Below are 12,906 nucleotides of genomic sequence, written 5' to 3'. Positions count from 1 at the left end.
GGGTCCGGGGGGGGGTCTTTCACCGCGGCGGGGCCCCGGGGGGGGGGGCGGGGGGGCGCCCCCCCCCCCCCCCCCCCCGGGCGGCCCGGGGGGGGGGGGGGGGGGCCGTGGGCCCCCCCCCGCCCTTCCGCCACTTCAGAAGCAGGCTCTCAGGACCCCAGGATCGTGGTCAGGAACTCGCCCGTCCACGCGAGCAGTTCCCGCCCCACCACCGGCTTCCCGCCGATCTTCCCGGCGGTCGGCCGGGGCACCAGGATCTGCCGGGTGGGCACCTTGATGACCGTACGCGGGTAGAGCCGCTTGAGGCGCAGCTCCTGCGACTCCCTCAACTCCACCGGTGCGAAGCGGATGTTGGCGCCCTGGAGCACGATCTCGCCGACCCCGCAGGCGCGGGCCAGCATGCGAAGCCCCGCGACCAGAAGCAGGTTCTCGACCGGCTCGGGCAGCTTGCCGTACCGGTCGGTGAGCTCCTCCCGTACGGCCTTGACGTCCTCCTCGGAGTTGGCCGAGGCGATCGCCCGGTAGGCCTGGAGGCGCAGCCGCTCGCCCGGCGCGTAGTCGTGCGGGACGTGCGCGTCGACCGGCAGCTCGATCTTGACCTCCAGCGGCGCCTCCTCCTGCTCGCCGCCCTCCAGCTGCGCCCGGTAGTCGGCGACGGCCTCGCCGACCATCCGGACGTACAGGTCGAAGCCGACGCCCGCGATGTGCCCGGACTGCTCGCCGCCGAGCAGATTGCCCGCGCCGCGGATCTCCAGGTCCTTCATCGCCACGTACATGCCCGCGCCCATCTCGGTGTGCTGGGCGATGGTGGCGAGCCGCTCGTGCGCGGTCTCGGTCAGCGGCTTCTCCGGCGGATACAGGAAGTAGGAGTACCCGCGCTCGCGCCCACGGCCGACCCGGCCGCGCAACTGGTGGAGCTGGGACAGGCCGAAGTTGTCGCCGCGCTCCACGATCAGCGTGTTCGCGTTGGAGATGTCGATGCCCGACTCCACGATCGTGGTCGAGACGAGCACGTCGAACTTCTTCTCCCAGAAGTCGACCACGACCTGCTCCAGCTGGGACTCGCCCATCTGCCCGTGCGCGGTCCGGATGCGCGCCTCGGGCACGATCTCACGCAGCCGGGCCGCCGCCCGGTCGATGGACTCGACCCGGTTGTGGATGTAGAAGACCTGGCCCTCGCGCAGCAGTTCACGCCGGATCGCGGCGCCGATCTGCTTCTGCTCGTACGGCCCGACGAAGGTGAGCACCGGGTGGCGCTCCTCCGGCGGGGTGGTGATCGTGGACATCTCGCGGATGCCGGTCACGGCCATTTCGAGCGTACGGGGAATGGGCGTCGCCGACATCGTCAGCACGTCCACATTGGCGCGGAGCTTCTTCAACTGCTCCTTGTGCTCGACGCCGAAGCGCTGCTCCTCGTCCACGATGACCAGGCCCAGGTCCTTGAACCTGGTCTCGGCGGAGAACAGCCGGTGGGTGCCGATGACCAGGTCGACGGAGCCGTCCCGGAGCCCTTCGAGGGTCGCCTTCGCCTCGGCGTCGGACTGGAAACGGCTCAACGCCCGTACCACGACCGGGAATTGGGCGTACCGCTCGGTGAACGTGCCGAAGTGCTGCTGGACGAGGAGCGTGGTCGGCACGAGCACGGCGACCTGCTTGCCGTCCTGGACGGCCTTGAACGCGGCCCGCACCGCGATCTCCGTCTTTCCGTAGCCGACGTCGCCGCAGATCAGCCGGTCCATCGGGACCGTCTTCTCCATGTCCTCCTTGACCTCGGCGATCGTGGACAGCTGGTCGGGGGTCTCCGCGTACGGGAACGCGTCCTCCAGCTCGCGCTGCCAGGGGGTGTCCGCGCCGAAGGCGTGGCCGGGCGCCGCCATCCGCGCGCTGTACAGCTTGATGAGGTCGGCGGCGATCTCCTTGACGGCCTTCTTGGCGCGCGCCTTGGTCTTGGTCCAGTCGGCGCCGCCGAGCCGGTGCAGGGTGGGGGCCTCGCCGCCGACGTACTTGGTGACCTGCTCCAGCTGGTCGGTGGGGATGTACAGCCGGTCGCCGGGCTGGCCGCGCTTGGCGGGCGCGTACTCGACCAGGAGGTACTCGCGGGTCGCGCCCTGCACGGTGCGCTGCACCATCTCCAGGTAGCGGCCCACGCCGTGCTGCTCGTGCACGATGTAGTCGCCCACTTCGAGGGTGAGCGGGTCGATGGTCTTGCGGCGCCGGGCCGGCATGCGGCCCAGGTCCTTGCTGGCGGTGCGCTGGCCGGTGAGGTCGGTCTCGGTCAGGACGGCGAGCTTGAGCGCCGGGTCGATGAACCCGAAGTCGATCGCCCCGCAGGCGACTTGCACGACGGAGGGGGTCAACTCGGCCAGTTCCGCGTCCAGTCGGGCCGGGATGCCCTCGCCGCCGAGGACCTCGACCGTGCGGGACGCCGGTCCGTGGCCCTCCGTCACGTACACCGTGCGCCAGCCGTCGGCGAGCCACTGCTTGGTGTCGGCGAGCGCGCGCTGGGTGTCGCCGCGGTACGTCTCCGGGGCGTGCATGCCGAGCTTGAGGGTGTCTTCGTCGAAATCCGCCTCGTCGGCGGCGAACGGCGACACCGACCACCACATCACGCCGAGCTCGCGGGCCCGGTCGCGGACGTCCGCGATGCCCCACAGGGAGGCCGCGTCCACATCGATGGGCGCCTGGCCTCCGCCGGCGCTGGCCGCCCACGACGCCTGCAGGAACTCCTGGCTGGTCGCCACCAGGTCGGCGGCTCTGGTCCGCACCCGCTCCGGGTCGCAGACGACGGCCATCGACCCCTTCGGCAGCACGTCGATCAACAGCTCCATGTCGTCCACGAGGACCGGCGCGAGGGACTCCATGCCCTCCACCGCGATCCCCTCGGCGATCTTGCCGAGGAGTTCGCCGAGCTCCGGGTGCTCCTCGGCGAGGGCCGCCGCCCGGGTGCGTACGTCCTCGGTGAGCAGCAGCTCACGGCAGGGCGGCGCCCACAGACCGTGCTCGGCGACCTCAAGGGAACGCTGGTCGGCGACCTTGAAGTACCGGATCTCCTCGACGTCGTCGCCCCAGAACTCCACCCGCAGCGGGTGTTCCTCGGTCGGCGGGAACACGTCCAGGATGCCGCCGCGGACCGCGAACTCGCCGCGCTTCTCCACGAGTTCGACCCGTGCGTACGCCGCTGCCGCGAGTCCCGCCACGATGGCGCCCAGATCGGCGGACTGCCCGGTGCGCAGCGCCACCGGCTCCAGGTCGCCGAGCCCCTTCACCTGGGGTTGCAGTACGGAGCGGATCGGCGCGACCACCACGCTGACCGGGCCCGCCGACGGGTCGTCCGTGCTCGGGTGCGCGAGGCGGCGCAGCACGGCGAGCCGGCGGCCCACGGTGTCGCTGCGCGGCGAGAGCCGTTCGTGCGGCAGCGTCTCCCACGAGGGGTACTCGGCCACCTGGTCGGGGGGCAGCAGGGACCGCAGCGCGGCGGCGAGGTCCTCGGCCTCCCGGCCCGTCGCGGTCACCGCGAGCACCGGGCGCCCGGCCTCGCGCGCCAGGGCCGCCACCGCGAAGGGGCGGGCGGCGGGCGGGCCGACCAGGTCGACGTGCATCCGGTGACCGTCGGTGGCGGCCTTCACCGCTTCGGCGAGCGCGGGGTCTCGTACAACGGCGTCCAGCAGACCGTGCAGGCTCATGAAGGGCATCCATCCCGGGGAGTGGGCAACGCGAACCGCCCGACACGTCTGACGGGCCGGGGGGCTTCCAGCGTACGACGCTGCACTGACACCCGCCGTCCAGTCCTGGCCAGTGCCACGCCCCCGAACCCCGCCCTGGGGGGCTCCGCTCCTCAAGCTCCCCCAAGGACCTCGTCCAGGGGGGACCCCCAGGGGCTGATTTTCGCCGATCAACGTTAAAACTTGACGTGCGGTGTCAACCGGATGCGGCCGCGGGGGCGTATACCCCGTGAGATCTGTCCAGTCACGGGAGCCGCATTGACCGACGAGGAGTTCGAGGAGTTCTACGCTCACTCCGTAAAACCGCTGGTCGGCCAGGTGTATCTGATGACCGGCGACCTCCACGAGGCCCAGGACGTGGTCCAGGAGGCATTCGTGCGGGCCTGGGGCCGCCGAGCCCGCCTCGACGCCGGGGCCGGGCCCGAGGCATGGGTGCGCACCGTGGCGTGGCGGCTCGCCGTGAGCCGGTGGCGGCGCGGCCGCCGGGCCGCCGAGGCCTGGCGGCGGCACAGCGAGGCCGCCCCCGCCGCCCCCGAACCGGACCCCACAACCGTCGCCCTGACCGACGCCCTGCGCGGCCTGTCCGACCGCCAGCGCCGCGTCGCCGTACTGCACTACGTGTGCGATCTGAGCGTGGCCCAGGTCGCACACGAGACGGGCATCTCCGCCGGCACCGTCAAGACCCACCTTTCGCGCGCCCGGGCCGCCCTCGCGCCCCGCCTCTTGGAGGAGGAACACGGTGTCTGACTTCCACCGGGACGAGCAGTCCCTGGCCCGCGCGCTGAAGCGGGCCGCCGACGCGGGCGGCCGGCGCATCGTGCCCGAACCTGCCGAGCGGGTCGCGGCGCGCGGGCTGCGGCGCCGCCGCCGCAACCTCGCCGCCCTCGCCGCGTGCGCGGTGTGCCTGCTCGCCGGGTCCGGCGCCGCCGTCGGGCTGCGCCTCCAGCAGGGAGGGCCGGCGCTGCCCGCGTCCACCCCGACCGGCGGCTCGCCCGCCCTCCGCCCGACCGGCGGCTCGCCCACCCTCCAGATCTCCACGCCGTCGTACGGCTCCCCCTCGCCGGTCCCCTCGCTTTCGTCCCCCGACTCCCTTTCCCCGTCCCCCGATCCCTCCTTCGCGGACCCGCCCCCCTCCGGCACCGTCACCCCGACCACCCCCAACCACTGAGCCAAGGAGCCCCACGTTGTCCGGAGTGCTGCTCGCCGCGCCCGAACCCACGCAGCAGACCAGCGGCGAGGCCGCGCAGCGGGCCCGGCTGCCGGGCCGAATACTCCAGCGGCGGGCAGCCGACCCCTATCTGCTCGCCGCCGCGCTCTTCACCGCGTACACCGCGCTGTCCGTGCTCCGCTACCGACGGATGGAGACGCTCTCCTGGGACCTGGGCATCTTCGAGCAAGTGGTCCGCGCCTACGCCCACTTCCAGGCGCCGGTCGCCGATCTGAAGGGGCCCGGCGCCAACATCCTCGGCGACCACTTCAGTCCGGTGACCGCGCTGCTCGCCCCCGCCTACCGGCTGTTCCCCACCCCTGTGACGCTGCTCGTCGCGCAGTCCGCGCTGTTCGCGCTGGCCGCCGTCCCGGTGGCGCGCGCCTCGGCGCGGCTGCTGGGCCGCGGTCCCGGGCTCGCGGTCGGGGTCGCGTTCGGCCTGTCGTGGGGGATGCAGCGCGCGGCCGACTTCGACTTCCACGAGATCTGCTTCGCCGTCCCGCTGATCGCCTTCTCGCTTGAGGCGCTGCTGCGCGAACGCTGGCGCGCCGCGCTCCTGTACGCGCTGCCCCTGGTCCTGGTGAAGGAGGACCTGGGTCTGACGACCGCCGCGCTCGCCGTCGTCGTCGCGGTGCGGGCCCGCCGCGTCTCGCCGCGCGCCGTGCGATGGGCGGCGGCCGTGGCCGCCTTCGGGACGGTGGCCGCCCTGGTCACCTTCACCGTCGTCATCCCCGCCTTCAACTCGGGGGACGGGTACGACTACTGGAGCAAGATGGACGGCGCGGGCCCGCTGGCCGCCGGGGACACCAAGCTGCGCACCCTGCTCTGGATCCTGGTCCCCACCACCGGCCTGCTCGCGCCGCGTTCCCCGCTGCTGCTCGCCGCGCTGCCCACCATCGGCTGGCGCTTCGTGTCCTCGGACGACCACTACTGGTCCACCGACTGGCACTACAGCGCGGTCCTGATGCCCGTCCTCGCGCTCGCGCTCGCCGACGCGGCGGCCACCGCCCGCCGCAGCCCGCGCCCCTGGCTGCGCTCGTACGCCCGCAACCTGCCGTTCTGCGCGGCGGCCGCCGCCCTCGCCTTGACCCCCTCGCTGCCGCTGGCCGCGCTGACCGAGTCGGCCACGTACCGCAAACGTCCCCAAGTGGCCGCCGTGGAGCGCCTGTTGGACCGGATCCCCGACGGCGCGACGGTGGAGGCGGACGTCGGGCCGATCGCCCGGCTCACCTCCCGCTGCCGGGTGTTCTGGGTGGGCGACGCCCGCCCGGTGACCCCGCGCTACATCGCGATCGACAACGCCGACGGCTGGGCGGGCGACCCCGTGGAGTACGCCAGAACGCTGCACCCCGGTGCCGTATACACGGTCACCGGGGTGGCAGCGGGTTATGTGGTGCTGCGCCTTCAGGCCTGACTAGTCGCTGGCGATCGCGTTCAGGACGTTCATCCGCCCCGCCCGGAAGGCGGGTATCAGCGCGGCGAACAGGCCGACGAACGCCGAGGCGACGAACACGGTGAGGATGGTCGGCCAGGGGATCTCCAGGACGCCCATGCCCTGAAGCGCGAGCAGCTTCTGGGCGGTGGTGCCCCAGCCCATGCCGAGCCCGAGGCCGAGCAGCGCGCCGAACAGGGCGATCACCACCGACTCCAGACGGATCATCCGGCGCAGCTGGCGGCGCGACAGGCCGATCGCGCGCATCAGGCCGATCTCCCTGGTCCGCTCGACCACCGACAGGGCGAGGGTGTTCACCACACCGAGCACCGCGACGATGATCGCGAGGGCGAGCAGTCCGTACACGATGTTCAGGAGCTGGCCGATCTGGTCCTTCAGGGTCTGCTTGAAGTCGGCCTGGTTCTGCACCTTGTACTGCGGATACGCCTTCAGCGACTCCTTCAGCGCGGCGTAGGCGTCCTTCGCCTTGCCGTTCTGCGCCTTGGCGAACATCAGCATGTTCTTGGGCATCTTGTCGGCCGGCATGTACTGGGCGGCGGTCGTGACGTTGGTGTACATCGCGCGCTTGTCGACGTTGGTGTCGTCCGAGGTGATCGCCGCGACCTTCAGCCTGGCCGTGCGGCCGCCCTTGAAGGCGACGGTCAGCGCGTCGCCGACCTTGACGCCGTGCGCCTTGGCGTAGGTGTCGCCGACCGACATGGCGTTCGTGCCGTACGCCGCCGCGAGGTCGCCGTCGACGGTCTTGCGCCGCAGGTCCTGCTGGTACGTCGGGTCGGCGGCGGTGACGTGCTCGTCGTCGGTCTTGCCGTCCGGGGCGGTCAGCTTGGCTTCCAGCGACTTGTAGCCGGTGACGTGCTCGATGCCCGGGGTCCCCTTCAGGGCGTCGGCGGCCTGCGGCACGATCGGCTGGCCGGTGCTGGAGGACACGATGAAGTCCGCGCCGACCGACTTGTCGAGCTCGTCGGTGGCGGAGGCCACCATCGAGGAGCCGACCACCGAGAGGCAGGCCACCAGCGCGAGGCCGATCATCAGGGCCGCGCCGGTCGCGCCGGTGCGCCGCGGGTTGCGCAGCGCGTTGCGCTCGGCCATCCGCCCGACCGGGCCGAACATCCGCAGCACCAGCGCGCTGATCACCCGGACCACACCGCCCGCGAGCAGCGGCCCGATGACCACGAAACCGATCAGGGTGAGGACGACGCCGAGGCCGAGCAGGCCCGAACCGGCCGACGCCTTCGAGGAGTTGGCGGCGCCGAGCAGCGCCGCGCCGCCCGCACCGGTCAGGACCAGACCGATGACGGCCCGGATCACACCGGCCTTGCCGTCGGCCGGGGTGCCCGCGTCGCGCAGCGCGGCCATCGGGGAGATCTTCCCGGCCCGCCGGGCCGGCACATAGGCGGCGACGACCGTCACCACGACGCCGAGCACCAGGCCGATCACGGGCGTCGTCCAGGTGACCGTGAGGTCACGGGTGGACAGCTCCATGCCCAGGGAGCCCATCAGCTTCATCAGGCCGACCGCGAGACCGACTCCCGCGCCCACCCCGAGGATCGAGCCGAACACGCCGAGCAGCAGCGCTTCGAGCAGCACCGAGCGGTTGACCTGCTTGCGGCTGGAGCCGATGGCCCGCATCAGACCGATCTCGCGGGTGCGCTGGGCGACCAGCATCGAGAACGTGTTGATGATCAGGAAGATGCCGACGAGGAAGGCGATCCCGGCGAAGCCGAGCATCGCGTACTTCATCACGTCGAGGAAGGAGCCGACGTCGGAGCGGTTGGCGTCCGCGGCCTCCTTCGCGGTCTGCAGCTTGTACGGGCCCGCGCCGAGCGCGGCCGCCACGTTCTGCTTGAGCTGCTCGTCGCTCACCCCGCTCGCGGCGGTGACGTTGATGTCGGTGAACTGGCCGGTGGCGCCCAGGAGTTCGCGCTGCGCGGTCGCGGTGTCGAAGTAGACGATCGCGGCACCGGGGTTGGTCACCTTGAACGTGGCGATGCCGGTGATCTTCGCGGTGAAGTCGCCGGTGACGGCGATGGTGCGCAGCTCGTCACCGAGCTTCAGGTGGTGCTTGGCGGCGGTGTCGGCGTCGACCATCATCTCGGTCGGCCCGCGCGGAGCGCGGCCGGAGGTGATCTCCATCGCCTTGAGGTCGTTGTCGGTCCAGTTGCCGGCGATGGTCGGGGCGCCGGTGGAGGAGCCCATGTTCTCGTTCTTGGCGTTGACGACCGTGACGTTCGGGCTGCCGACGGCGCCCTCGGCCTTCTGCACGCCGGACGCCTTCTTGACCTGCTCGACCACCGAGGCGGGCAGCACCTCGGGCTTGCCGGTCTGGGAGCGGGCGCCCTGGCTGGCGTCGCCCGACTTGGGGCTGACGGTGACGTTGGAGGCGGTCGCCGCGAACAGCTTGTCGAAGGTGGTGTTCATGGTGTCGGTGAAGACGAGCGTGCCGCACACGAACGCCACCGAGAGCAGGACCGCGACGGCGGAGAGCGCCATCCGTCCCTTGTGCGCGAGGAAGTTGCGCATCGAGGTCTTGAGCACGGTCACGACGTCCGCCCCCGCGCGTCGAAGTCCTTCATGCGGTCGAGCACGGACTCGGCGGTCGGCCGGAACATCTCGTCCACGATCCGGCCGTCGGCGAGGTAGAGCACCCGGTCCGCGTAGGAGGCGGCCACCGGGTCGTGGGTGACCATCACGATGGTCTGGCCCAGCTCGTCCACGGACTGGCGCAGGAAGCCGAGGACTTCGGCGCCCGCCCGCGAGTCCAGGTTTCCGGTCGGCTCGTCACCGAAGATGATCTCCGGCCGGGCCGCCAGCGCCCGCGCCACGGCGACGCGCTGCTGCTGGCCGCCCGACAGCTGGGTCGGCCGGTGCTTGAGCCGCCCCGCCAGGCCCACGGTCTCCACCACCCGCTCCAGCCACTGCGCATCGGGCCTGCGCCCGGCGATGTCCATCGGCAGCGTGATGTTCTCCAGCGCGTTCAGCGTCGGCAGCAGGTTGAACGCCTGGAAGATGAACCCGATCCGGTCCCGGCGCAGCTGGGTCAGCTTCTTGTCCTTGAGGCCGGTGATCTCGGTCTCGTCCAGGTAGATCTGACCGCCGGTCACCGTGTCGAGCCCGGCCAGGCAGTGCATCAGCGTGGACTTGCCGGAGCCGGACGGGCCCATGATCGCGGTGAACTGGCCGCGGGCTATGTCGACATCGACGTGGTCGAGCGCCACCACCCGGGTCTCGCCCGATCCGTACGCCTTCACGACCTGGCGCGCCCGTGCCGCGACCGCCGTACGCCCTCCAGTGTCCCCGTGCCTGGGAATGGTCACAGCCGTTGTCACGGTAATTCTCCTTGGTCGTCTTTCAGCCAGTCGTGCTGACGTACGTCTTGAGTGTCCCGGCCGGTCGGGGCCCGGCACATTGGTGCCCGGCACCCTCTTCGAGGTGGGGTTATCCCCACCCCCCGGCCGCGGTTGCGACGTAAGACCACCGTAAGGAATGAGCCCCCGTGTCCACGTCCTCCGCCGGGACGACGAGCCCCTGCCCCTAAGTAGGGAGCACCCCTTAGGGGTCTACGTCTCCAGGACGAGCCCGTCTCGGGGCAGCCTCCGCCCCGGCCGTCGCGGCGATGGGGGTTCACCCTGCTCCTTTTGGAGCTCGGATGGGGGTCCCCCCTGCTCCTTTTGGAGTTTGGGGGAGGGTGAGAAGGTGTGCCCCAGCAGATGCGTGCACAGTGAAAGGATCTTGGTGAGCGCCTCCGGCACCACCCCCGGCACCGAAGCGATACCCGGCGCGGCACCGGACCCGGCCCCCGCACGGGGGCGCGGACCGGTCGTCGCGGCTCTCATGATGGGCATGGCACTGGCCGCCCTCGACGGCACGATCGTGTCGACCGCCGTCCCCCAGATCGTCGGCGACCTCGGCGGATTCGCCGTCTTCTCCTGGCTGTTCTCCGGCTACCTGCTCGCCGTGACCGTCACCCTGCCCGTCTACGGCAAGCTCTCCGACACCTTCGGCCGCAAACCCGTACTGATCACCGGCATCATCGTCTTCCTCGCCGGATCCGTGCTGTGCGCGTCCGCGTGGAACATGGCCGCGCTCATCGCCTTCCGCGTCGTGCAGGGCCTGGGCGGCGGCGCCCTCCAGGGCACCGTCCAGACGATCGCCGCCGACATGTACCCGCTCAAGGAACGCCCCAAGATCCAGGCCAAGTTGTCCACGGTCTGGGCGGTCTCCGCGATCGCCGGGCCCGCGCTCGGCGGGCTCCTCGCCACCTACGCCGACTGGCGCTGGATCTTCCTCGTCAACCTGCCGGTCGGCGCGGCCGCCCTGTGGCTGGTCGCCCGCCACCTCGTCGAGCCCGCCCGCCAACGCCCCGCCACCCGGCCCCGCATCGACTGGGCCGGCGCCCTCTGCGTCTTCGCCACCGGCGCCCTGCTGCTGACCGCACTGGTGCAGGGCGGAGTCGGCTGGCCCTGGCTCTCGGCTCCCTCACTCGCACTGCTCGCCGCCAGCGCCGCACTCGCCGCGCTGACCGTGTACGTGGAGCGCAGGGCCGCCGAACCCGTCATACCCGGCTGGGTGTGGCGCCGGCGCACCATCGCCGCCGTCAACCTGGCACTCGGCGCACTCGGCCTGCTCATCATCGCCCCGACCGTCTTCCTGCCCACCTACGCCCAGTCCGTCCTCGGCCTCAACCCGACCGCCGCGGGCTTCGTCCTGTCCGTGATGACCCTGAGCTGGCCCATCTCCGCCGCACTCTCCAGCCGCGTCTACACCCGCATCGGCTTCCGCAACAGCGCGATCACCGGCATCGCCCTGGCCGCGCTGATCCTGCTCGCCTTCCCCCTGCTGCCCTTCCCCGGCCAGGCCTGGCAACCCGCGCTGATCATGCTGCTGCTCGGCGCCGCGCTCGGCCTGTTCCAACTCCCCCTGATCGTCGGCGTGCAGTCGACGGTCGGCTGGTCCGAGCGCGGCACCACGACCGCGTCCGTACTGTTCTGCCGCCAGGTCGGCCAGTCGCTCGGCGCGGCCCTGTTCGGCGCGGTCGCCAACACCACCATCGCCACCCGCCTCGCCCACGCCCCGATGCCCGGACTCCCCAGCGACCTCGACTCGGTCTCGCGCGCCCTGCAACACCCGGCGGACCTGACCGCCGAGGCCGCCGACTATCTGCGCCGGGCGGTGGCGGACGCCGTCGACCACGTCTACATCGGCGCCGCCATCGCGGCCGTACTGGCCCTGCTGGTCCTGCTCTTCCTGGCCCCACGCCACTTCCCGGTCCTGACCGCGGACCAGCCCGACGACTGAGAGCCTGACTCTGAACGACCGAGGGGGCCGAGCGGGGAGCCGCACCCCGGCGGCCGGACTCCGCGAGTCGACCGGGCGCGATCCGCCCCCGCGCCGCTCAGTCCTCCGCCGGGCCCCGCCCCGTCAGCGCCGCCAAGCTGGCGCGTACATGCGACAGGTGCGCCCGCACCTCCTCGCTGGTCTCGGCGTGCTCCCGCAGCACCCGCTCCGTCTCCCGTACGGTCCGCTCCTCGGCGACCCGCGCCCCCGCCACCAGTTCCGCGCCGCGCGCCTCGGCGTCCTCCTGGCCGTGCCGGGCGTTCTCCTCGGTCTCCGCGAATGCGCGGCGCGCCTCGTCCAGGCGGGCCTGCGCGGCGGCGGCCAGCTCGGCGTGGCGGGCCGTCAACTCGGCCTCGGCGGCGGCCAGTTCACGCTCGGCCGCCTCCAGCACCTCCGCCTGCTCCCGGCGCTGCCCGGCCAGCACCGCCGCGCAGCGCCGCCGCGTCTCGGCCAGCGCGGCCGCCGCCTCGGCCTGCCGCTGCCCGGCCTCGGCCCGGGCCGCGCCCCGGGTGTCGTCCGCCTCGGTGCGGGCCGCGAGCAGGATCCGCTCGGCCAGCGCCTCGGCGGCCGCGAGCACCTCATCGGCGTGCGCCCGCGCCGCGTCCCTAGCCGCCCGCCCCGCCTCCTCGGCGGCCTGCCTCCGAGCGGCCGACGCCTCCACGGCCGTGGCCCGCACCTCGTCGCCCTCCTCGACGGACAGCGCGAACAGCGTCCCGGCGCGGCCGCCGAGCGCCTCGTACGTCTGCGGGGCGAGCGCGCCGACCTGCTCCCGCAGCGCGCCCGCCCGCGCCCCCAGTTCCTCGGCCAGGGCGGCGAGCCGGGCCTCGCGCTCCCGCGCCACGTCCCGCTCCCGAGCGAGCCCGGCGAGCGCCCGGTCGACCTGCTCGGGACGGTAACCGCGGCCCCGGCCGACCCCGAACGGCTGCTCCGACGGCGACGGCGGCATCGATGCTGCGCTCATCCCAGAAGCTCCTCTCCCGTACCCACCGACGATCCGGCGACGGCCGATCCCGCGACCGCCGATCCGGTGACCGAAGCGAAGTGGTCATAACACGACACTCCGCCCACACTCCATGCACAAGGATGCGCCCAAGGGCGCCAGAAGGCGCAATCGCGGGCGGCCCGCACGGCCGAGGCGCCCACCGCGACCACACGGCGAGCGCCTCGGCACCTCGAACAGGGCACGGGAA

Annotated in this window: 8 protein-coding genes; 4 read left to right on the top strand and 4 right to left on the bottom strand. The window is 72.4% G+C overall.

Annotated elements, in window-relative coordinates:
* Positions 1-149: 149 nt before the first annotated feature.
* Positions 150-3,683 (bottom strand): transcription-repair coupling factor, encoded by a 3,534-nt coding sequence (gene mfd / locus ACIBK6_RS40630; protein ID WP_399058229.1) that lies wholly within the window; start codon positions 3,681-3,683, stop codon positions 150-152.
* A 297-nt stretch (positions 3,684-3,980) separates the two neighbouring features.
* Here mfd and ACIBK6_RS40625 point away from each other — a divergent pair, with 297 nt between their 5' ends.
* The 3 genes from ACIBK6_RS40625 to ACIBK6_RS40615 are packed head-to-tail and all read left to right on the top strand — an operon-like array spanning position 3,981 to position 6,343.
* Positions 3,981-4,469, top strand: coding sequence for a SigE family RNA polymerase sigma factor (locus ACIBK6_RS40625; protein WP_399058227.1), 489 nt, complete (start codon positions 3,981-3,983; stop codon positions 4,467-4,469).
* Complete coding sequence (locus ACIBK6_RS40620; RefSeq protein WP_399058225.1) at positions 4,462-4,890, top strand: hypothetical protein; 429 nt, start codon at positions 4,462-4,464, stop codon at positions 4,888-4,890. Before ACIBK6_RS40625 ends, ACIBK6_RS40620 begins: the two co-directional genes overlap by 8 nt.
* Before the next feature lie 16 nt (positions 4,891-4,906).
* Positions 4,907-6,343: a DUF2079 domain-containing protein gene (locus ACIBK6_RS40615; protein ID WP_399058223.1), complete on the top strand. Its 1,437-nt coding sequence runs from the start codon at positions 4,907-4,909 to the stop codon at positions 6,341-6,343.
* Here ACIBK6_RS40615 and ACIBK6_RS40610 read toward each other — a convergent pair whose 3' ends face one another.
* Together ACIBK6_RS40610 and ACIBK6_RS40605 are read right to left on the bottom strand one after the other, a co-directional pair.
* Positions 6,344-8,923: an ABC transporter permease gene (locus tag ACIBK6_RS40610; protein WP_399058221.1), complete on the bottom strand. Its 2,580-nt coding sequence runs from the start codon at positions 8,921-8,923 to the stop codon at positions 6,344-6,346. It abuts the gene before it with no gap.
* Positions 8,920-9,708, bottom strand: coding sequence for an ABC transporter ATP-binding protein (locus ACIBK6_RS40605; protein WP_399058219.1), 789 nt, complete (start codon positions 9,706-9,708; stop codon positions 8,920-8,922). Before ACIBK6_RS40605 ends, ACIBK6_RS40610 begins: the two co-directional genes overlap by 4 nt.
* Positions 9,709-10,114: 406 nt before the next feature.
* On the opposite strand from ACIBK6_RS40605, the gene ACIBK6_RS40600 reads away from it, so the two are divergent.
* Complete coding sequence (locus ACIBK6_RS40600) at positions 10,115-11,677, top strand: MFS transporter (protein WP_399058217.1); 1,563 nt, start codon at positions 10,115-10,117, stop codon at positions 11,675-11,677.
* Between the two features lie 97 nt (positions 11,678-11,774).
* Here the strand turns inward: ACIBK6_RS40600 and ACIBK6_RS40595 are convergent, their stop codons facing one another.
* On the bottom strand, positions 11,775-12,677 hold the full coding sequence (locus ACIBK6_RS40595; protein ID WP_399058215.1) for a cellulose-binding protein: 903 nt from the start codon (positions 12,675-12,677) through the stop codon (positions 11,775-11,777).
* Positions 12,678-12,906: the final 229 nt, after the last annotated feature.

Source organism: Streptomyces sp. NPDC050485 (assembly GCF_044458185.1).
Lineage (GTDB): Bacteria > Actinomycetota > Actinomycetes > Streptomycetales > Streptomycetaceae > Streptomyces.
This window is presented reverse-complemented; position numbering and strand designations above follow the sequence as displayed.